Annotated in this window: 16 protein-coding genes; 8 read left to right on the plus strand and 8 right to left on the minus strand. The window is 37.5% G+C overall.

The window, feature by feature from the left end; genetic code table 11:
- Positions 1-250: 250 nt before the first annotated feature.
- From MT390_RS01530 to MT390_RS01540, 3 genes are all read right to left on the minus strand, one after another.
- Entirely contained in the window at positions 251-1,618 is a 1,368-nt protein-coding gene (locus MT390_RS01530; RefSeq protein ID WP_499439193.1) for a sigma-54-dependent transcriptional regulator, read from the minus strand.
- On the minus strand, positions 1,605-3,482 hold the full coding sequence (locus tag MT390_RS01535; protein WP_499439195.1) for an ATP-binding protein: 1,878 nt from the start codon (positions 3,480-3,482) through the stop codon (positions 1,605-1,607). The genes MT390_RS01530 and MT390_RS01535 overlap by 14 nt, the downstream gene beginning before the upstream one ends.
- A gap of 741 nt (positions 3,483-4,223) precedes the next feature.
- Positions 4,224-5,807: a BCCT family transporter gene (locus tag MT390_RS01540; protein ID WP_166368997.1), complete on the minus strand. Its 1,584-nt coding sequence runs from the start codon at positions 5,805-5,807 to the stop codon at positions 4,224-4,226.
- A 316-nt stretch (positions 5,808-6,123) separates the two neighbouring features.
- Here MT390_RS01540 and MT390_RS01545 point away from each other — a divergent pair, with 316 nt between their 5' ends.
- From MT390_RS01545 to MT390_RS01555, 3 genes are read left to right on the plus strand one after another with little or no spacing between them, the layout of a single operon-like run.
- On the plus strand, positions 6,124-7,248 hold the full coding sequence (locus tag MT390_RS01545; protein ID WP_499439196.1) for an aromatic ring-hydroxylating oxygenase subunit alpha: 1,125 nt from the start codon (positions 6,124-6,126) through the stop codon (positions 7,246-7,248).
- Positions 7,249-7,262: 14 nt separating this feature from the next.
- Entirely contained in the window at positions 7,263-8,711 is a 1,449-nt protein-coding gene (locus MT390_RS01550; protein WP_166368530.1) for an NAD-dependent succinate-semialdehyde dehydrogenase, read from the plus strand.
- A gap of 14 nt (positions 8,712-8,725) precedes the next feature.
- Positions 8,726-9,679 (plus strand): PDR/VanB family oxidoreductase, encoded by a 954-nt coding sequence (locus MT390_RS01555; RefSeq protein ID WP_166368532.1) that lies wholly within the window; start codon positions 8,726-8,728, stop codon positions 9,677-9,679.
- Here the strand turns inward: MT390_RS01555 and MT390_RS01560 are convergent.
- Together MT390_RS01560 and MT390_RS01565 are read right to left on the minus strand one after the other, a co-directional pair.
- Positions 9,674-10,564, minus strand: a complete 891-nt coding sequence (locus MT390_RS01560) for a helix-turn-helix domain-containing protein (RefSeq protein ID WP_166368534.1) — start codon at positions 10,562-10,564, stop codon at positions 9,674-9,676. The genes MT390_RS01555 and MT390_RS01560 overlap by 6 nt on opposite strands.
- 13 nt (positions 10,565-10,577) lie before the next feature.
- Positions 10,578-11,522 carry a LysR substrate-binding domain-containing protein gene (locus MT390_RS01565; RefSeq protein ID WP_166368536.1) on the minus strand — a complete coding sequence of 315 codons (945 nt, stop codon included), beginning with the start codon at positions 11,520-11,522 and terminating at the stop codon, positions 10,578-10,580.
- Between the two features lie 87 nt (positions 11,523-11,609).
- Between MT390_RS01565 and MT390_RS01570 the strand changes: the two genes are divergently transcribed.
- Positions 11,610-12,698, plus strand: a complete 1,089-nt coding sequence (locus tag MT390_RS01570) for a tartrate dehydrogenase (protein WP_499439199.1) — start codon at positions 11,610-11,612, stop codon at positions 12,696-12,698.
- A 140-nt stretch (positions 12,699-12,838) separates the two neighbouring features.
- Here the strand turns inward: MT390_RS01570 and MT390_RS01575 are convergent, their stop codons facing one another.
- The gene (locus tag MT390_RS01575; protein WP_499439201.1) at positions 12,839-13,942 is read right to left on the minus strand and encodes an ABC transporter ATP-binding protein; all 1,104 of its coding nucleotides are present in this window, start codon (positions 13,940-13,942) and stop codon (positions 12,839-12,841) included.
- Positions 13,943-14,330: 388 nt separating this feature from the next.
- On the opposite strand from MT390_RS01575, the gene MT390_RS01580 reads away from it, so the two are divergent.
- The 3 genes from MT390_RS01580 (at position 14,331) to MT390_RS01590 (ending at position 17,409) form a co-directional block, all read left to right on the plus strand.
- The gene (locus MT390_RS01580; RefSeq protein ID WP_166368542.1) at positions 14,331-15,257 is read left to right on the plus strand and encodes a carbohydrate ABC transporter permease; all 927 of its coding nucleotides are present in this window, start codon (positions 14,331-14,333) and stop codon (positions 15,255-15,257) included.
- The gene (locus MT390_RS01585; RefSeq protein ID WP_166368544.1) at positions 15,257-16,108 is read left to right on the plus strand and encodes a carbohydrate ABC transporter permease; all 852 of its coding nucleotides are present in this window, start codon (positions 15,257-15,259) and stop codon (positions 16,106-16,108) included. The genes MT390_RS01580 and MT390_RS01585 overlap by 1 nt, the downstream gene beginning before the upstream one ends.
- A gap of 71 nt (positions 16,109-16,179) precedes the next feature.
- Positions 16,180-17,409, plus strand: a complete 1,230-nt coding sequence (locus MT390_RS01590) for an ABC transporter substrate-binding protein (RefSeq protein WP_499439203.1) — start codon at positions 16,180-16,182, stop codon at positions 17,407-17,409.
- A gap of 210 nt (positions 17,410-17,619) precedes the next feature.
- On the opposite strand, the gene MT390_RS01595 is transcribed toward MT390_RS01590, so the two are convergent.
- Together MT390_RS01595 and MT390_RS01600 are read right to left on the minus strand one after the other, a co-directional pair.
- Positions 17,620-18,339, minus strand: coding sequence for an exonuclease domain-containing protein (locus MT390_RS01595; RefSeq protein WP_499439204.1), 720 nt, complete (start codon positions 18,337-18,339; stop codon positions 17,620-17,622).
- Positions 18,339-20,183: a DUF294 nucleotidyltransferase-like domain-containing protein gene (locus MT390_RS01600; protein WP_499439206.1), complete on the minus strand. Its 1,845-nt coding sequence runs from the start codon at positions 20,181-20,183 to the stop codon at positions 18,339-18,341. Before MT390_RS01600 ends, MT390_RS01595 begins: the two co-directional genes overlap by 1 nt.
- A 336-nt stretch (positions 20,184-20,519) precedes the next feature.
- On the opposite strand from MT390_RS01600, the gene galE reads away from it, so the two are divergent.
- Positions 20,520-21,530 (plus strand): UDP-glucose 4-epimerase GalE, encoded by a 1,011-nt coding sequence (gene galE / locus MT390_RS01605; RefSeq protein ID WP_499439208.1) that lies wholly within the window; start codon positions 20,520-20,522, stop codon positions 21,528-21,530.
- Positions 21,531-21,549: the final 19 nt, after the last annotated feature.

Below are 21,549 nucleotides of genomic sequence, written 5' to 3' on the forward strand. Positions count from 1 at the left end.
ACTTCCTTTTATTTATGAGATTGTCATGCTCGTATCAGGTTATCTATTGGTCTGCTCTGAAACTTATTACAATGTCGCAGAGGTATTGGCCAGACATAAGCTATTGAGCAGGCATAACCTATAGCAAGCCAAGTGCCAACATAAAAAACAGATATTAATCAACAGCTTGAATAAAATAAAAATAAAAAACTCTAATTTTTGAGTCAATAAAGTCAACTAATTTAATGCTTTCAAAGGAAGAATGGGTCACTTATGTCTCTTTTGTTGCCCTCACTCTAAAGTCAAATTTATTGATGTTATATTTTTTTAACTTACGGTATAACGTTTTTCTAGGCAGGTTTAATTGCTCTGAAGAAGCATTAATATTACCTTCTGATTTTGCTAGTGCTTCTAATAACAATGCTTTTTCATAGCCTTCCATTTGTAGGTCAAAATCGAATCCTTCAGGCTCTGTTTCTGAGGTTGTTTTTTGTAGGTTAAAGCCTTGCCCATCAATGCCTAAAACAAATCTGTCTGCGACATTTCTTAGCTCTCGCGTATTACCCGGCCAATCATGCATATTCAGAGCGCGTAATTGCTCACACAATAAAATAGGCGGTTGAGTTTGAAATTTTTGACAGGATTTTTTCACAAAATGACAAAATAGCGGATGCACATCTTCGACCCGTTCTTTTAATTTAGGAATATTTATACTGGCCACATTTAAACGATAAAATAGATCTTTTCTGAATAGCCCTTGATCACTGAGTTCCTCTAAATTTGCTTTACTCGCCGCTACCACCACTATGTTTACAGGGATCAATTGATTACCACCAACACGTTCAACGACCCTTTCCTGTATTACTCGCAATAGCTTTATCTGCACTGAAATAGGCATGCTTTCAATTTCATCTAAAAAAAGTGTTCCATTATTCGCTAGTTCAATTTTCCCTATTCGTTGCTTACTGGCATTGGTAAATGACCCTAATTCATGTCCAAACAACTCGCTTTCAATAATACTTTCCGTCATTCCGCCACAATTAATGGCCACAAAAGGTTGCTCTTTTCGTGTACTAAACTGATGTAAAGCATTGGCGACAACCTCTTTCCCAGTACCCGTATCACCATTGATAATGGTATCGACCCCTGTTTTTGCCAGCACTAATATTTGTTGTCGAATCTGCTCAATACTGCGTGATTCACCAATCACAAATTCTTCAATAGTGAGCGAAGAGTTATTTTCAACGGCATCATCAATGCTTTCAAACTGGCGTTTAGCAAATGCATCATTCAATTTAATAATTAAATCAGAAGGCACTAGCGGTTTTTCTAAGAAGTCGTAAGCTCCATTTTTTATGGCTTGCGTTGCCATCGGAATATCACCGTGTCCACTCATCAATAACACCGGCAAATTAGAGGCACGTTTATTGATAGCATCCAACAAGGTTAAGCCGTCAATATGTGGCATTTTCACATCGCACAACACCACACAATGACTGTCAGATTTTATAGAGCGCAGCGCTAATTTAGGGTCGGTAAATGGCAACACGTCAAACCCTTCTAGTTCAAGCATTTCAGTTAATGCTTCAATTACATCGATTTCATCATCTATTAGGACTACTACTTTAGTATTTTGCATGGTTAACATATTCCCCGTTGAGTTTCTTCAATTCAATGGTGAAGGTTGCCCCTTTCCCTAGTTCTGATTGCACAGACAAGTTGCCATTGAAATCTTTAATAATATTAAACGTAATTGATAAACCTAAGCCCAATCCCTTACCGACCATTTTTTTACTGAAAAAAGGATCAAATATATACGGTAAATCTTCACTGATAATGCCAGCCCCATTATCTTTGACTTTAATGCAAAGTAACTGCTCACTTTCAGTAAGGTAAATAGCGATATGTGGGTCTTTCACACCTTCCACCGCATCCAAAGCATTGGCGATAATATTAACCATCACCTGTTCCAAGCGAATAGCATTAGCCCACACAAAGTAATCATCGAGTTGGGTATAGCTGATCCTACATTTGCCATGGTCAATACGGCTTGATAACAGTTCTAACGCCTCTTTAATCACCTCATTAACACTCACTTTTTCAAGTTTTCCATCTGATTTACGAGCAAATGACTTAAGGTGTTGAGTAATAACCGAGGTTTTAGCAATTAACTTTTCTATTTTACATAGGCTATTTTTTACCTTATCCAGTTGCTGCCTTTCCAACCAAATCGACGCGCTGTGTAAGTGGCTATTAACCGCCGTCAAAGGTTGATTTATCTCATGGGTGATACCGACACTAAGTTCACCTAATGCAGCTAATTTCCCTGATTGCACTAATTCATTTTGCAGTAATATGAGTTGTTTATTGGTCTGTTCGAGCTTCTGTGAATTGGCTTGAAATAGCAGCACATCTTTGGCCATTTCAGTTATTTCATCACGCCCTTTGATTTGTATTTCAGTATCTAACTTTCCAGATGAAATTAAGCGCATGCTCGATTGCAAGTTACGAATACGTTGTAGAATATTATTTCGAACATAAAACCAAGAGAAAAAGACCGCGGCGCCTAAACTGAAAAATGAAACCAACAGTGCTAATTTCATATTCTGTAATAGTCTTTTTTCCGTCGAATCTATTTCTGAGTCGACTTGCTGATTAACACGCTTAGCGTAACTTTCTACTTGCACCGCCAGTTGATGTAACTGTAAACGACTGTTGCCCCAAAGGAATTTCTGTTGATAATGTAAATCGATCTGTTGGTTCTTTAATTCAAATAATTTACCCTGCCGAGACATCATGTTGTTAATAAATAAAAGGCGTTTATTAAGTGCTTGATCAGTGACTTCTAATTGCCCTGATTGCCATAACTCCCACCAATTACTACTCACTCTTTCTAAACGTAAAATAGTGTCGTCCAATTCGTTAAATGTCAGGTCGTTATACAGTTTTTCAGCTAAGCCAAATTGGTAATGTAATAACCTTCTTAATTCGTTGTGATTAATAGCGCGCTTTTTTGTTTCACTTAACTGCGATAACCATTGATCCGTTGCAATCAAAAATGGAAACAACCCACTTAATAAATCTTTAAATCGTGTATTTAACACCTGCATTTTGACTTCATTACTGTATAGCAGACTTAAGTTATAATTAATTTGATTGATTAGATTTTTAAAGTATTGATTGTAATCGGGGAAATTAACCATCAACTCACTCATGGTAGAAAGCGAACTATCTATTTCTTGCATTGCTTGGTCACGTTCTTGATCTGACTCTGCGGAAAGAATAATAAAAGAAGTAGAAATAATGACACGAGCAAGGTCATTAAGGCGTGCCGCTTCTTCTAAAGAAACCATATCTTCCTGTTGGATTTCAGTCAGCTTACTCAAGGTTTCATTAAAAGTGGAATAGGAAACACTGGACACTAAAATGGCTGAAAAAGCCAACACACTGAAAGCACAAACAAGCCTAAACCCGATACCAAAATACCTTGCTTTTGCTTTCATTAAACTTCACCTCGTATTAATTTATAAACTGTATTTATAACCTTTTGCATTTCTCTCCACTTATTTTTTACTTTCCAAACATTCAAAAATTTTTGCTTTCAATAGCGATTAACCAACCAAATAACTAAGTCAGTTAATAACAGCAGTCGATATAAGCAATTGCACTTATTATACGAATCTAGGATAGGAATATTGATGCAGTTTTAACGAGGAAGTAGATTGATAATTAAGACTTTTACTCGGAGGGGATACCGCTAAATAACAAATAAATAGTCATTAAAGCCGCACAATAAATACCTAAACACCTGACCAATATTGCTCTAGGTAAACAGAGCAACTAGCAACGACAAGATTACACTTGATTAACAAAGATTAAACATCACAAACAAGAAAACACGTGTTCGAACACGTTAAATGAGCAAAAAGGAACACGAATGTGACCTAGGTTTAATGACATGCTTGTAGTCGAGCTGTAGTGGTTATTTAATGGCAGTATAATGATGATGTAGTGGCGGTTTAGTTACGTAGTTATTGTTTGAGGGCTATTACAGATTTTTAGTGTAAGTTGCTTTTCTTACTTGAATTCAAGAAGAGGAAAATAACACTGCTACGGCATTTTGATTTTTAATCATTTAAATCGAAGAGGGTATTTTTAACATCAATAGCTGATAGGTTAGGTTGTCGCTCCGCCTATTTAAAAAAACGGCTTTCCTTAGAAAGCCGTCATAATGCAATAGTACTTTACACTTTTGCTATAACGCAGTCTTTTTCAGTCTCACCTTTAAAGATAACGGATTTAGCTTGTAACTCATCAGGAAAGTCTTCTTTAACCATTTTAAAGAAAGCTAAAATCATCATAATAATAACGGGAACCATAGGTAAAGCGACAATAATAGTAGAGGTTTGTGCTGTTTTTAATCCCCCGACAGATAATAATCCCACCCCTACAAAGGCAAGACAAGCAGTCCAAAATAGGCGGTTAATACGACTTGGTTCTTCTGTAACATGGAGCTTTTTAGACGTCACTAACGCTAACGTATAAGCAGATGAATCAACAGTGGTCGCTAAGAAGATAAAGCACAATAATATAAATAGAGGTAATACTACTGCTCCAGCTAAGGGCAATGTATTAACAATTTGCGTCACAGCTGCGGGAATACCTTCATTATTTAAAATCCCTTCAACATCCAATATGCCATTAAAATCTAAGTGTAAAGAGTATCCACCCCAAACGGCGAAGAATACACATGTACCAGCAGAGCCCCATAAAACACCATTTAATATAAACTCTTTTATAGTGCGCCCTTTTGAAATGCGAGCTACAAAGATACCCATCATAGGCGCATAAGCAATCCACCAAGCCCAGTAGAAAATTGTCCAACTTCTTGGGAAACTGTCATGTACAACAGGAGAGGTCCATGTGTTAACACGGAAAAAGTTATCTAAAAATAACCCAAAACTATTGGCATTAAGGTTTAAAAGAAAGATAGTTGGACCAGCAATGAAAACAATAGCAAGTAATAGAAATGCTAAACCAACATTAACGTTAGACAAAATCTGAATACCTTTACCCAGCCCTTTATAAACAGACCAGCCGATCAAAATAATCCACACGCCTAAAATGGCCATTTGCAACCCAAAGGATTCTTCAATACCAAAAGCGCTATTGATCAATGTTGAAGCAAGTGGAACAGACAATCCCAACGACGTTCCTACGGCACCCACAATTGATAAAATAACAATTAGATCAATTGTTTTACCAAGAATTCCATCAACTAAATTACCTAAAATTGGTCGGCACACCTCACTAAATTTCATGATAGGAATGCGTCGAACATAAAAATTGTAGGCCATAGGAATGGCGGGCAACAAATAAATAGACCAAGGTACTATTCCCCAGTGTAATAATGGGTACATAGCTCCCCACTCAATCGCCTTTGCACTACCTTTTTCGATCCCAAAAGGTGGTGAAGACATAATATAAATAGGCTCTATAAACGCCCAATTACATAATGAAATACCGATTCCAGCACAAAAAAGCATGGCAATCCAAGAAGCTTTACTAAACTCAGGGTGATCTTCCTCTCTACCCAATTTAATCCGTCCTATACGACTAAAAGCTAGAATGAACATCACAAAAAAACAAACAAGACCAATACTCAAATAAAGCCAACCAAATTTACTCGTTGTCCAATTAAAAAGAGTATCGACTATTTGAGAGCCGGCCTCTGGTTCAATAGCGAGGTATGAGCAACTCGATATAATTATTATCATTGCGGGTATAAAGAGCGTGTAGTCAATATTGCTGGATCCATTTTTTATCATCACATTACTATCCTTTCATCAGTAGAGTTTTTGTTAACTAATACTTAACATTAAGTGTTTAAAATCTAATCCTGTCAATACAACAAAAGGAGATAAAAAACATAACAAACTTAAAAAAACACACATAACACTATGTTTTAAAACAATTAAAAAACAAGATCAACATGTTATAAAAGTATTAAATATGAGTTAAAATTGTTTAAATTGTGATCGACAATTGTTTCCTGAAAGTTTACATTAATATGTTATTGATCGGATTTAATTTAAGATATAGCCTTCACGTAAACCTGAAGTTAACAAAACCAATAAGGAAACAATGATGCGTCCATTAACTAAATTGAATAAAGAAGAATATACCGATATCGAAAATGCATGGACCATCCCTGCACAGTACTACACCGATGAAAGTATCTTTGAGTCTGAAAAAGAGAAAATATTCGCTAATTCGTGGGTTTGTGTAGCACATAGCAGTGAAGTAAAAGAAAAAAATTCATATATTACTCGCGAGATTATTGGCGAGAACCTTATTGTTGTTCGTGGTAGAGATAATATCTTGCGTGGCTTTTATAATGTCTGCCCACATAGAGGACATCAGTTATTATCAGGGGATTCTGGTAAAGCAAAAAATGTGATTACGTGCCCTTATCACTCATGGGCATTTAAGCTTGATGGTGAGTTAGTACATGCAAATAACTGTGATAATGTTGAAAATTTTGATAAAGATTTATCTAGTTTAGTCTCTTTCCATGTTCAAGAGTTTGCAGGTTTTATTTTTATTAGTTTAAGTGAAACGCCTAAGCCGATAGAAGATCAATTAGTAGGTTTAGAAGATAAAGTATTTGAAGCATGTACTGTAGTAAAAGACCTCAAATTAGCGGCTCGTTTTGTAAGCGAAACGCCTGCGAACTGGAAAACTATCGTTGATAACTATATTGAATGTTATCACTGTCCAACTAATCACGTGAGTTTTGCTGAGTCTGTAGATGTTGGAGATTATGAGCATACCTTGCACCAGAATTGGACACTACAAGTAGGTAAAGCAAAACCTTCTGAATCCTCATACAAATTTGATGAGTCCATCGTAGATCCTCGCTTTAGTGGCTTTTGGATTTGGCCTTGCACCATGTTTAATATGCCCCCTGGTGGCGATTACATGACGGTTATTTATGAGTTTCCAATGAGCGCAGGGAAAACATTACAATATTATGATATTTATTTTCTAAATGAGGAACTTACAGAAGATCAAAAACGTTTAGTGGAGTGGTACAAAGATGTATTTCGCCCAGAGGATTTACGCTTAGTTGAGAGTGTTCAAAAGGGATTAAGTTCAAGAGGCTATCGTGGTCGAGGCCGTATTATGACCGACAAACAAAGAAGTGGTATTAGCGAACATGGTGTCGCACATTTCCATCAAATTCTTGTTCAACAACATTTAGATTAATAAAGGACTTTGCAATGAACATACTTCAACAACCAACACTTTTTAAACAGTCTTGCTATGCCGGTGGTAAGTGGATCTCTTCGAGCAATGTTATTAATGTAACAAACCCAGCAAATGGTGAATTGATAGGCACGATTCCAAAGTTATCAGAGCAACAAATAATAGACACAATTGAACAATCTCAGCAGGCAATGCAAAAATGGAAACAAGAAACTGCAAAATCTCGCTCAATTATTTTACGAAATTGGTTTAATTTAATTGAAAGTAATATTGATGATTTAGCATACATTATGACCATGGAACAAGGTAAACCGTTGCATGAATCACGTGGTGAAATTAAATATGCAGCTTCATTTATTGAATGGTTTGCAGAAGAAGGTAAACGTACTTACGGCGAAACTATTCCCCAAACCATAGGAACAAACCGCCTCACAACAATTAAACAACCTATTGGTGTGTGTGGTGCAGTTACTCCATGGAACTTCCCTGCTGCGATGATCACTCGAAAGGCGGCACCAGCCATGGCTGCAGGGTGCAGTATTATTATTAAACCTGCTTCTGAAACGCCTTATACAGCTCTAGCCTTAGCAGAGTTAGCAGATCAGGCGGGGATCCCTGCAGGTATATTTAATGTAGTAACGGGCGAGTCGAGACAAATTGGTGAAATACTGACATCGCATTCTCTGGTTAAAAAGTTTTCATTCACAGGATCCACCCCTGTTGGGCGACAACTATTAAAGCAATGTGCAACAACGATTAAAAAATCTTCAATGGAATTAGGCGGCAATGCTCCTTTTATTGTGTTCGATGATGCAGATATTGATAAAGCGGTAGAAGGAGCAATGATCGCAAAGTTTAGAAACGGAGGGCAAACTTGTGTTTGTGTAAACCGTCTATATATCCATGATGCGATCTATGATCAATTTGTCAGTAAATTCATGGATAAAGTTAGTAATCTTAAAGTAGGCAATGGACTTGATGAAGGCATTGATATTGGCCCGATGATCACGTCTCAAGCAATTAAAAATATGCAAAGCTTACTTCAAGATGCGCTAGACAAAGGGGCCAAACTCGCTCCTTTATCTATTTCAACACCTGACCATGCTAACTATATGAGTCCACAAGTACTATTAGATGTTGACCATAGTATGAATATTGTACATGAAGAAATTTTTGGACCTATTGCTTCAATCATCAGGTTTAGTACTGAAGAAGAAGTACTTGAACGGGCTAATGATACGATTTACGGCTTGGCTTCTTATTTCTATACCAATAATATTAAACGAGTTTACCGCATGTCAGAAAATTTAGAGTACGGCATGATAGGTATTAATACTGGATTAATTTCAAATGAAGTCTCTCCATTTGGCGGTACAAAACAATCAGGCTTGGGCAAAGAAGGCTCTAAATATGGTATCGAAGATTACTTAGAGGTTAAATACCTCTGCTTAGATATAGCGTAATAACAGAGGTTTATATGGAAGAGAAAGCAAAATTAGTAGTAACGGTTACTGAATGCAAGTTGATCAGTGAAACAGTTAAATACTTTCAATTTGAGTTAATTGATGGCTCTTTACCAGAGTTCTCACCTGGCAGTCACGTGACAGTATCGATGCAAAATGGGGAATTACAACGCTCATATTCTTTGTTAAGCGCACCTACAAACACACGCTTTTATGCGATTGCAGTCCACCTTAATGAAACCTCAAAGGGTGGCTCACATTATATGCATAACAATGTAAAAGTGGGTGATACTTTAGATATTTCTGAGCCTGAAAACTATTTTCCCTTAGTAGAAAATAGTACAAAGAAACATATTCTAATTGCGGGTGGTATTGGTATTACTCCATTTCTTTCATATCTACATACGCTACAAAAAGGAGCGTTTGACTTTGAATTACATTATTGTTTTCGTCAGCCAAATACCGCAGGCTTTATATCAGAGTTAAAAGAGCAGTTAGGCGATAAGCTATTCTTGTATAATGGCGCACAACAACAAAGGATTAATATAGCTGAGCTGATGTCTACTATTCCTGCAGATAGCCATTGCTATGTATGTGGTCCAGATTCTCTGATTGATGAAGTCATTGAGAGAGGCAAAAAGTCATTTGACGATGAATATATTCACTTTGAAAAGTTTACTGAAAGTATTCAAACTGGCCATGCTTTTGATGTGCATTGTAAGCGATCTAACATTACGCTTCGAGTAGAAGAAGATATGTCTATCCTCCAAGCATTAGAAGCAGATGCCCGTATTAATATTGAGTGTCTATGCCGAAATGGTGTTTGTGGAACCTGCGAAACAACTATCTTAGAAGGTGAAGCAGAGCATCATGATCTTTATCTATCAGAAGAAGAGCAACAAGAGCAGTCTACTATGATGGTATGCGTGTCTCGTGCTCGCTCTGCTCGACTAGTTCTCGATTTATAATTGTTCAAAAACTAACATCAAATAAGGTTGTTTATTCTGCTCATGATAACTTGCAATAATAGTTGAATGATCAAATTCGTATCGCATATTTGATGCCACTTGAAGTTGCTCCACTAGTTTTTGTTCAGCTGCAATAAAGTGATAGATTTTTGTTTGCAGTTTTAGATAGGAGATCTCTGGCTTTTTGTCATGATAGTTTGTGGCCAGAATTTCTCCTTCTTTATCAGTAAATACAACAATTTTAGGGATGTACTTCAATAGCGTATTAAAATAGTGTTGTGTTTTTTGCAAATTAATTTCAGCTTCCTTACGCACTGTATTATCAAGGCTGATACCAATCAATTTTGTTATTTTCCCGTTACGGCCCCTAACACCTGTAGCACGAGAGGTTATCCAACGAGAAAGTCCATCTTTAGATATTTTAAAATCAATTTCATGTGCCCCGCCATGCTTAATAATATCTTCATAGTTACTATTTAAGCGTTGCTTTGTATTTTCATCCATCAAACTCCAAAAATCGCTATTAGAGGTAACGTTAACACCATAAACTTTTTCAACATTGTCAGAATAAGTGGCAGTATCATTAAACAAATCCCACTCCCAAGTTACAATTTCACCAGTACTATGCAGTATATTTAACTCATTAATTTTCTTGGTAGAAATGGGGTGCATTTCCTCACTAGGCGTTCCATATTTAAGCCATATTTGATCTACTTTTAAAAAGTCAGCTAACTGTTCTAGATTATTATCATCGATTTTGCCGTCTTTAGTCCATTTGTTGACTGCAGTACGAGAAATATCTAGCATTTTAGCAACTTTTATTTGCGTTATTTTTTTATCTTTAAGTAACTTAACAAAACGTTGATTGAACTGTTCAGTGCTCATGAAAGTTATAACCTCAGGTAGCTGGTATATTTAAATCAGACTGAATTTGAGTCGCTAAAAACTGTTCAAATTCAATTAAAAATGTCCGTAGATTGGCGTTATGACTGGTTTTTTGGTGGTAAACAGCATAAACGTTTGCCTCTTGTTTCCATTGAGGTAATAGCTGAATAAGCTGTCCTGACTTCAATTCTGCTTCAACATCCCAAATTGAACGCAATATAATACCCTGCCCTTCTTGACACCATAACTTGGCTACATGGCCATTATTCACAATTAATTCAGTGTTCGGCATGATAACCACAGACTCACCATGACAACCTAATTTCCAACTCCCAAATAAGGTATCGCGCTCTCTAATACCAATGCAAACATGCTTTGACTCAAGATCTGATGGATGTATTGGTTTGCCATGTTGCTCTACATAACTAGGGCTCGCACATAGGATTCGGTGGTTATTAGCTATTTTTTTGGCGATATATTGTGGGGGAAATGAGCCACCGATCCGAATATCTAGGTGTAGATTGTCTTCTATAAGATCAGAAGGTTTGTCATTTAAATATAAATCAATATTTAGCTGTTGGTATTTTTGTTTTAAAGCTGCAATAAAATGACTTAAAAAAGTGGCCCCAAATCCTGAGCTACAACCAACACGGATTAAGCCTTTAGTTTCAATGGCTAGCTCTCGTAGTTGAGCTTGCATTTTATCCAGTTGGATTAATAGCTGTTCAGATGTGTTGAGTACAATTTTCCCCTGCTCAGTTAAGTGTACAGATCTAGGTGCACGAAAGAATAAAGTAACCCCAACATTATCCTCTAATAATTTAATGCGCTTTGAGATATATGCAGGTGATACGCCTAGTTGGTCTGCCGCAATACTAAAGCTTTCGCAATGAGCCGCAACACTAAACACTTTTAAATCTTCTAAAGAGGGTAATTTGTTTACATTTTGTAATCTCATACTTTACACCTTGGCACTCCTTAGTTAAGTCGTTTCATTCTATTATCTTTCGAACGAATAAAATCATTATATAGTAAAGGATTAATTATGAAAGAATACAATATAGCAGTAATAGCTGGCGACGGAATCGGTAAAGAAGTGATTCCAGAGGGAATTATTGCTCTACAGGCAGCAGCAAAATCACATGGCGTTAACCTGAAGTTTACTTATTTTGATTGGTCATGTGAAACCTATCATCGAACAGGACGTATGATGCCTGAAAATGGCATTGAACAATTAAAAGCTTTCGATTCTATTTATTTAGGTGCAGTTGGTTATCCTGGCGTACCAGATCATATTTCCTTATGGGGCCTTTTATTACCAATAAGAAAAGAATTTGAACAATATATAAACTTACGACCTGTGCGATTATTTGATGGTATTCCTTCACCGCTAGCAAATAAAAAAGCAGGAGACATAGACTTTTATGTGGTTCGCGAAAATGTGGAAGGTGAATACTCGGCGATTGGAGGCATACAATATGAAGGTACAGAAGATGAGTTTGTATTACAGCAAAGTGTATTTACACGAAAAGGAACAGACCGAGTTTTAAAATATGCCTTTGAACTAGCACAAAGCCGCCCTAAAAAACACTTAAGCTCAGCCACTAAGTCAAACGGTTTATTTCATTCAATGCCTTACTGGGATAGTCGAGTGAAAAATATGGGAGAACAGTACCCTAGTGTCAATGTAGATCAATTTCATATAGATATTTTCACTGCTAACCTTGTACGTATGCCCGAGTTTTATGACGTCATCGTCGGCTCTAACTTATTCGGTGATATTTTATCTGATTTAGGACCCGCTTGTACTGGCACCATCGCGATTGCCCCTTCTGCCAATATAAACCCGGACAAACGATTTCCATCAATGTTTGAACCAGTCCATGGGTCTGCACCAGATATAGCTGGCCAAGGTATTGCAAACCCTATCGGGACTATTTGGGCTGGAGCAATGATGATGAAACACCTAGGGGAAACAGATATACATGACCTCATGATCGATGCTATTGAAAAAGTAATTAAAAAACAACAGTGTTTAACAAGAGACATGGGAGGAACAGCCAGCACTCGTGAGCTCGGACAGGCAATTACAGACCAAATTAGCCAATTAAACATAACTGCAAAAGTGTTATGACAAAGGGGTGTTAACAGTGATTTAATACCCCTCCGTTAACGTAAATAAAAATGCCTCGATATAAGTAACTTATATCGAGGCATTTTTGTTAAACGGTAAAAGTAAGTTTTAAGTAAAGTACTAAAATAACAGCCTAAACATCACTTGGATTCATAATCACGCAGTGACAGCCCTTCTTGGTCAAATAAATGCAGGTCAGATTGCTCTACGTATAAAGACATTTTATCGCCTCTATTCACTTGTTGATCAGAAGGAATGTGCACAATGAAATTATCATTGCTCTGATAATGCCCAAATAGATAAGTACTATTACCTAAGCGCTCTACGTTGTTAGCCAGGAATGATAGGGTAAGTGCGTTTGCTTCTGTAGCAGCTAGTTGCATATGTTCCGGTCTGATACCCAACTTAACTTGGTCGCCTTTTTGGCAATTGCTTGAATGCGTATTAATCAATACCGACTGCCCGTCAGGTAAACCGACGCTAACTTGAGAGCCGTTAACATCAAGTAATGTTGCACTAATAAAGTTCATTTTAGGGGAGCCTATGAATCCAGCAACAAACTCATTACCAGGGCGGTAATAGAGGTCCATTGGGCTGCCAGTTTGCTCCACTCTACCATCTCGTAATATGACAATTCGATCTGCTAGGGTCATGGCTTCAACTTGATCATGGGTAACATAAACCATGGTGTTACCAAGTTGCGAATGTAAGTTAGCTATTTGTAAGCGCATCTCAACACGTAACTCAGCATCTAGATTAGATAATGGTTCGTCAAATAGAAACACTTCAGGATCACGGACGATGGCTCTTCCTATTGCAACACGTTGACGTTGGCCACCCGACAGTTCTTTTGGTTTACGATTTAATAATGGCTCTAATTGTAAAATATCACTGGCTTTTTTAACTTGCTTTTTAATCTCACTTATCTCAACGTTTGCCATTTTTAAAGCAAAGCCCATATTCTCCTCAACCGTCATATGCGGATAAAGTGCATAGGATTGAAATACCATGGCGACGCCGCGATCAGCAGGTTCTACGTTGGTGACATCGATGTCTCCAATAGAAAGTGTGCCACTAGTAATATCATCAAGCCCAGCAATGAGACGCAATAAGGTAGATTTACCACAACCAGAGGGACCAACAAAGACAGTAAACTCACCTTCTTTTATTTCTAAATCAACACCATGGATAATTTCGGTTTCTCCAAAGCGCTTAACAACCTGATGTAATGAAATTGCAGCCATGACTAATTACCCTCTTAAGAACGTGTGATGAAAACCGAGTGTGAAGCGAAAAAATGTTTGCGAAAACGCTCAATCAAATGAATTTACGTTATCGCAACTTTCCTCGTGCAGATAGTCCAGAGTACATTAAATGTGATCTATAAAAATACAATTTATAATAAGTTTGATTGGGATCTCACTGTTATTTTTGAATTATTTCCACATAAAAAAGGAGAGAGACCAACCTCCCAATTTTTAATTTTTAAACTGAAATCGTGAGTGAAAATGTTTACCTTATTAGGGTGATTAGCTAGGCTTATTTGAAATAAGTAGAAATAAAGGCTTGAAATGTATTGCGTAAACATAAACGCAATTGATGATTATCTGATAACAATATGATGGAGCAGATATGTTGCAGCAATCAACAGCCAAAACAAATGGAATTCAACGACCAAAGCGCTTACCAACACCAACACGCAGAATATCCAAACAGTGGGTACCTTGGATATTTATGGCACCAGCCTTAATATTATTCAGTCTCTATGTGCTCTATCCCATCGCCGATAGCTTTATGCTTAGTTTTTATAGTTGGGATGGTCTTGGCGATAAAACTTGGATTGGTTTCGATAATTATATTCAGTTGTTTGACTCAGAAAGCTTCTGGACGGCATTAAAAAATAATATTCTTTGGATGATATTGTTTATGTTAGCCCCGCCGATCGGGTTAGCAATCGCACTGTTTTTAAATCAAGACGTGGCCGGTATACGTTTAGTTAAAGCCCTCTTTTTCTTTCCATTTGTAATTTCCCAAGTAGTTATAGGATTAGTTTTTTCTTGGTTTTATGATCCTAATTTAGGGTTGCTGAATACCATTTTAGATGTTTTTGGTTTTCAGACCATTGCCTTACTGTCTAGCGAAGAATATGTCACCTACGGCATTATCGTTGCGGGCTTATGGCCACAAATAGCGTACTGCATGATTTTGTACCTCACAGGATTAAATAGCCTCAGTCCCGATCAAATAGAAGCGGCACGCTTGGACCGCGCAAAAGGTTTAAAAATGCTGCGTTATATTATTTTACCGCAACTATCACCTGCAACATTTATCGCTGTCGTCGTAACCGTGATAGGTGCGCTACGTTCCTTTGACTTAGTCGCCACCATGACAGCCGGCGGGCCATGGGGAAGTTCCACTGTACTCGCCTACATGATGTATGAAGAATCTATATTCAATTACCGTATGGGTTACGGCGCTGCCGTTGCCGTTGTGTTATTTTTGATTATGGCTGTTTATATTGCCTATTTCTTAGTTAATATGTTGAGGAGTGAAAGATAATGTATCCGACACCGATAAAACATGCTTCACCGTTAACCAACATCCTTTATCGAATTTCACTACCGATAACTATTTTATTATGGTTAATGCCTTTAGCAGCGGTAATGATGACTTCGATACGATCCATTCAAGATATTAACCAAGGTAATTATTGGGGTTGGCCCACCAGCTTTAACTTCATTGAAAACTATAATATGGTTTTTCAATCAACAGAGATGGGACAATATTTACTTAACTCCATGATCATCACCCTACCTGCCGTACTCGGTGCGGTCGCTTTATCAACCTTAGCGGGCTTTGCTTTAGCCAAGTATAAATTTAAAGCAAATATTTGGATGTTGGCTATTTTCATTGGCGGTAACTTTGTTCCTTTTCAAATTTTAATGATCCCAGTACGAGACCTCACTATCTCTTTAGGTTTGTATGATACTCACATGGGATTAATCATGTTTCATGTAGCTTTTCAAACCGGCTTTTGTACGCTCTTTATGCGTAACTTTATTGTAGGTTTGCCTAATGAATTATTAGAGTCTGCGCGGGTTGATGGCGTTAGTGAGTTTAAAATCTTTTGGTATATTGTTTTACCCTTAGTACGCCCTGCACTTGCAGCACTTTCTGTACTTATTTTTACTTTTATTTGGAATGATTACTTCTGGGCATTGGTATTGGTACAAAGTGATACCGTGCGTCCTGTGACGGCTGGCCTAAGTTCATTGCAGGGTCAATGGCTAGCGTCTTGGAATCTAATTTCAGCGGGTGCAGTCGTGGCCGCATTGCCACCTGTAGCACTCTTTTTTGCCATGCAGCGTCACTTCATTGCAGGGTTAACACTCGGTGCAACCAAAGGGTAATAGCGATCATATAGATCAAATTTAGATAACCATTGGCGACAAGATGCTGCCATTACTTACAAGGAAAAAATATGAAAAAGTTCAATACAATATTGGCTGCTAGTGCGCTTTCCGTGACGCTATCATCCATGTCCTATGCTGGTAACTTAGTCATCAATTCAGATGCTTCAGATCCAGCACCAAAAGCGGCATTTGGTGAAATAATCACTGCCTTTGAAAAAGAAAATCCAGATATTAAAGTAACTTACAATCTTTATGACCATGAGGGTTATAAAACCACTATTCGTAATTGGTTAGTTACGTCACCACCAGATGTTGTATTTTGGTATGCAGGTAACCGCATGAAGGCATTTGTGGATAAAGGCTTATTTGAAGACGTATCCGATATTTGGAATGCTAACGATATGCACCAAGATTTTGCCAGCTCTAAACCTGCGATGACCATAGATGGGAAACAATGGGGTGTGCCTTATACCTATTATCAATGGGGTATTTATTACCGTAAAGATATCTTTGATAAATATGGTATTGCCGAACCCAAAACATGGGATCAATTCCTTGCAGCTAGTGAAACACTGAAAAAAAATAATATTGCACCCGTCGCGATTGGTAGTAAATATCTTTGGACTACGGCCGGTTGGTTTGATTACATTAATTTACGTGTCAATGGCTTAGATTTTCATATGGATCTAATGGATGGAAAAATACCATACACTGACGAACGTGTGAAAAATACCTTCAACACATGGAAACAGATGGTTGAACCTGGCTATTTCCTAGAAAACCATGCCACTTACTCTTGGCAAGAAGCACAGCCTTTCTTATACCGTGGTGAAGCGGCAATGTATTTGATCGGTAACTTCATTACCCCTAACTTCCCAGCAGAATTAGAAGGTAAAATGGCCTTCATGCAATTCCCAATGATCAACCCAAAAGTTGGTATGGCTGAAGATGCGCCAATGGATACCTTACATATTCCGTCAAAAGCAGCAAACAAAGAAGATGCACGTGCTTTCCTCGCATTTATGGCAAGACCTGAAAACCAAACCTTAGTTAACAAAGCGCTATTACAGATCCCACCGAATAAAAAAGCAAAAGCAGTTGATAATCCTTTCCTAAATAAAGGGGTTACCATGCTTAATAATGCAGATGGAACGGCTCAGTTCTTTGACCGAGATACCGATCCAGGTATGGCTAAAGAAGCAATGAAAGGTTTCCAAGAGTTTATGGTAAAACCAGAGCGACTTGATAGCATTCTTAAACGTTTAGAAAAAGTCCGTAAACGTACTTTTAAAAAATAGATCACAAGATGCTAAATAACTAAACATTTGATAAATAAACATTAAATAATTAGCTAACTAGGCACTACCTCTAGCGTTACTACTTAAAAAGGAGCTGTTAATAACAGTTCCTTTTTTTATGTGCAGATTAGAGGCTTGATAATTAAACGCAAAAAATTGCATCATCAACTCTTTGCAGCATCAATAGTCTGAAAGCTTTTCTCTCATTGCTTATTGACTCATTTCATATAACGTTTCAAGGGTGACCTGCCGATCTCGGTACATATGCGCTATTTGTGCAAGTAATAGTTCAGCGCTAGCAACTGAGTCAACCAAGGCATTATGCGCGGTATATTGAGGTAAGTTATAGCGTTTCCTGACCGCTGAAAGTCGATTATCTTGGGATATTGTGTTGCCTCCCGTTTTTGCAGTTTTCCACTCTTCTATTTTCATGGTATCAATCCACATCAAAGGTAACTCAGGGATCCCTAAGAATTTTTGTGCATAAAAGTCTAGAAAGTTTTTTTCAATCACTTTGCCATGCACCACTAATATTTTACCTTTGCTAGCATTCAGTAAAGCATTAATCACCTGCTCAAGAGGAACGCCATCATTTTGGATCATTTGCGGTACGATTTGATTGATAACCGCGGTCTCATGATTAATGTCTTGGCTATTACGAATGTAAAAATGTTGCTTACATCCAAGGTCTATTTGCATATTGACAATTTCTACCCAACCAATACTAATAATATCGTTTTTGGCGGGCTCAAAACCAGTAGTTTCAAAATCAACAACGAGAAAAGGCAGTGCCTTAAACAGTGTATTTTTATCGAGTAATGGCTGGCTTAAATTCAAGCTGACTTCATTAGGAAGGGGCGAGATTAAACATTCTGCGCGTTTAGCAGCCAACTCTTTCCAATAATTCTTTTTTTTAAAAAAGCGACGCATTAGCTAAATCTCATCTTCGTATATTGTTGCCAATCATCAATCAGACGGAAAGCATCCTTGATATGTTTACGCTCGAAACTACCAAAATAATCAGGATTTATCTTACTACTTGGTATCTCGCCTTTATTGAGCATATCCACTTGATAAGAAAAACGAAAACTTTTAAGAAAGTTATACGCACTGATTATATTTTTTAAGGTTGCATCATCCATCAGCCCAGCTTTGTTGACTGCAATTAACCTGTCAGTGGTATTACAGGCATCAGACTTAGCTGATAGCGCATAAATTCTCGCTAAATCGACAATAATATTAATGCCGTAACGTTTTATATTAAGTGTTTTTTCATTATGTTCATTCTTACTTAATACCAGATTATGGAAAATCCCTAAAGGTGCTCGATTTTCTGCCGCATCACGTATTAATTTACTCAAAAAAATACGGCTAGAAAGCATTTCTTTAAATTCATTTACTAGGGTTGTTCTGTATTGGTGGTTCCCATATATAACCCTAGTATCAAGAAATACACTAAGGTTCAAAAGGCATTCGTATTCCGGATTGCGGATCCACTTTTTAAAATATTCTTGCCATACAGATAAAGGTTGGCACCACTTCGCTGTTACCGCCATAAACTTACCAGGACAAAGTTCATAACCACACAGGTCGAGTCCCTTAGTGACGACCATAGCAAGGTGACGAAAATACACTTTATCTTTTGTTGTCGCCTCATTCGATAAAATAATCGCACTGTCCTGATCAGACAAAATATGCGCCTCTTTACGCGCATGAGAGCCAGAGACTACCCAAGAAAACTCACAAGGCACAGGGCCAAGTCGGTCAATGGCAATATCAATTAAACGCTGATTCACAGCATCCATGATCGTACTCAAAATAGTAGTGATTAAGTCTGCAGGCACTTTATCATTGACCAATGATTGAAAAATACGGTCACGTTCAGGCATGTGTTCTGCTAATTTATTTTCACTAGTTGATTTTTTTATTTTATTAATCAGATAAATAGCTTCAATACGCTGATTTTGAAAAAGCTGATTTAAAGATAGCAAACCCAGTACTTTACTATGCTCCACAATAGGCAAATTTTGAATATTATTTTCCATCATGCAGATAGCAGCATCAAAAACACTAGCCTTTGGAGAAATAGTACTTGGTAGTGCACTCATAATCTCACTAACTGGCGATTGTGTGCTTTTCTCTTCCGCAATTACTCGCCCAATAAGATCTGTGCAGGTAACAATACCTACTAACTGATTATCCTTTTTTACTATTAAACAAGATGCATCGTTATCTCGCATAACTTTAGCTGCTTGCGCAATGGAATCGTCACTATTAACTTGCGAAAATTGTTCACTGGCTACTTGTTCTACGCGATTAAAAAAAGAGTTCTGACTAATATCAGACCAACTTGACTCAAGTGCTGAATGGATCCGGTCTTCCGGTTTGGCAGTAAAATGTTGTGCATATTCGGGATATTGAGATTGAATATAATAAATAGTTTTGGCCGGCACTAAATAAAGTAATGTATTGTCAATTGCCTCTATTTGATAGCGCGCTTCGGAGTTAGAAAATAAACTAAAACCAAATACATCATCCTCTTCAAGCCGCCCTCTTAGGCTACCGTCAACGCATCGCTGTTCAATAGCACCTGTTTTGACAATAAACAAATAGTTATCTTGTTCCGATGAAGGCGGTGGGATCACCTCTCCTTTGGCAAGATAAACGATCTTAATTGTCGCACTTACTTTTTGAAGTAATGCTTCCGGTAAGCGACTGAATGGATCGATATTAGCGATAAACGATTCAATATTTGGAATAAGTGTTTCTGACATAATACAACCATTAAGAAATAGACAATATAGTCATATTTATAGCATACAATGGAAACGTTTACACAATGCTTTTTATACAAAATAGCCTCAATTTTGGTCTATTTCAGACTATTAATGCTTATTTTATAAGCAATACAATTGTTATAATTAACCTAATAATCAAGCGAATAAAAAATATAAAGCTAAAAAAACTAACTTTATTGAGGGTGTAGGTAAGTAAAAAAACACTTCAAAAATAAAGTGTAAACGTTTACACTATGCGTATTGGATCACTTTTTTTCAAAATATTAATTGTTATTATTTATCTTAATTGAATAGCTATAGGAGCAGTTTGTCATGAAAGTTCTCGTTACTGGTGGTATGGGGTATATAGGCAGTCACACCTGTGTACAAATGTTACAAGCTGGCCTAGAGCCTATTATTGTTGATAATCTTTGTAACAGTAAATTGGCCGTATTGGATCGTATTGAAGCGCTGACAAAAGTGCGCCCAATATTTTATCAAGGCGACGTTCGCGACCAAGCATTTCTAGATAAAGTCTTTAGTGAACATGATATTCAATCTGTTATTCATTTCGCCGGCCTCAAAGCGGTGGGAGAATCAGTAGCGAAGCCTTTGGAATACTATGATAACAATGTTAATGGATCCTTAGTACTAGCACGTGCAATGCGCACTGCAGGTGTAAAAAGTATTGTTTTTAGCTCTTCTGCAACGGTTTATGGCGACCCAGCAAGCGTGCCTATTACAGAGGACTCACCTGTTGGTGCAACAACCAATCCCTATGGTCGTAGTAAATATATAGTGGAATGTTGCTTCTCTGATTTTTATGATTCTCAGCCTGATTGGAGCATTACGCTACTACGTTATTTCAATCCTGTTGGCGCACATCCTTCTGGCTCTATGGGTGAAGATCCACAGGGGATCCCTAATAACTTAATGCCTTTTATTGCACAAGTTGCCGTTGGTCGTCGCGAGAAACTGTCTGTATTTGGTGATGATTACTCAACGCCTGATGGTACTGGTGTCCGTGATTATATTCATGTTATGGATCTTGCCGATGGTCATATCGCTGCATTAAATGCAGTCGGTCAAAAATCTGGATTACATATTTATAACCTAGGGACAGGTAATGGTTCTAGCGTCATTGAAATGGTTAATGCCTTCAGTGAAGCCTCTGGTAAAGAGATCGCCTATGAAATTTGTCCACGCAGGCCGGGTGATATTGCAGAGTGTTGGGCAAGTACCAGTAAAGCTGAACAAGATTTAGGGTGGAAAGCCAGCCGTAGCATTATGGAAATGACCGCAGATACTTGGAATTGGCAGTCAAAAAATCCACAAGGCTATTAATAATTATCCCAAATGTTAG

Origin of the sequence: Vibrio sp. 2-Bac 85, from assembly GCF_037546705.1 — a bacterium.
In the GTDB taxonomy this organism is placed as follows: Bacteria; Pseudomonadota; Gammaproteobacteria; order Enterobacterales; family Psychromonadaceae; genus Psychromonas.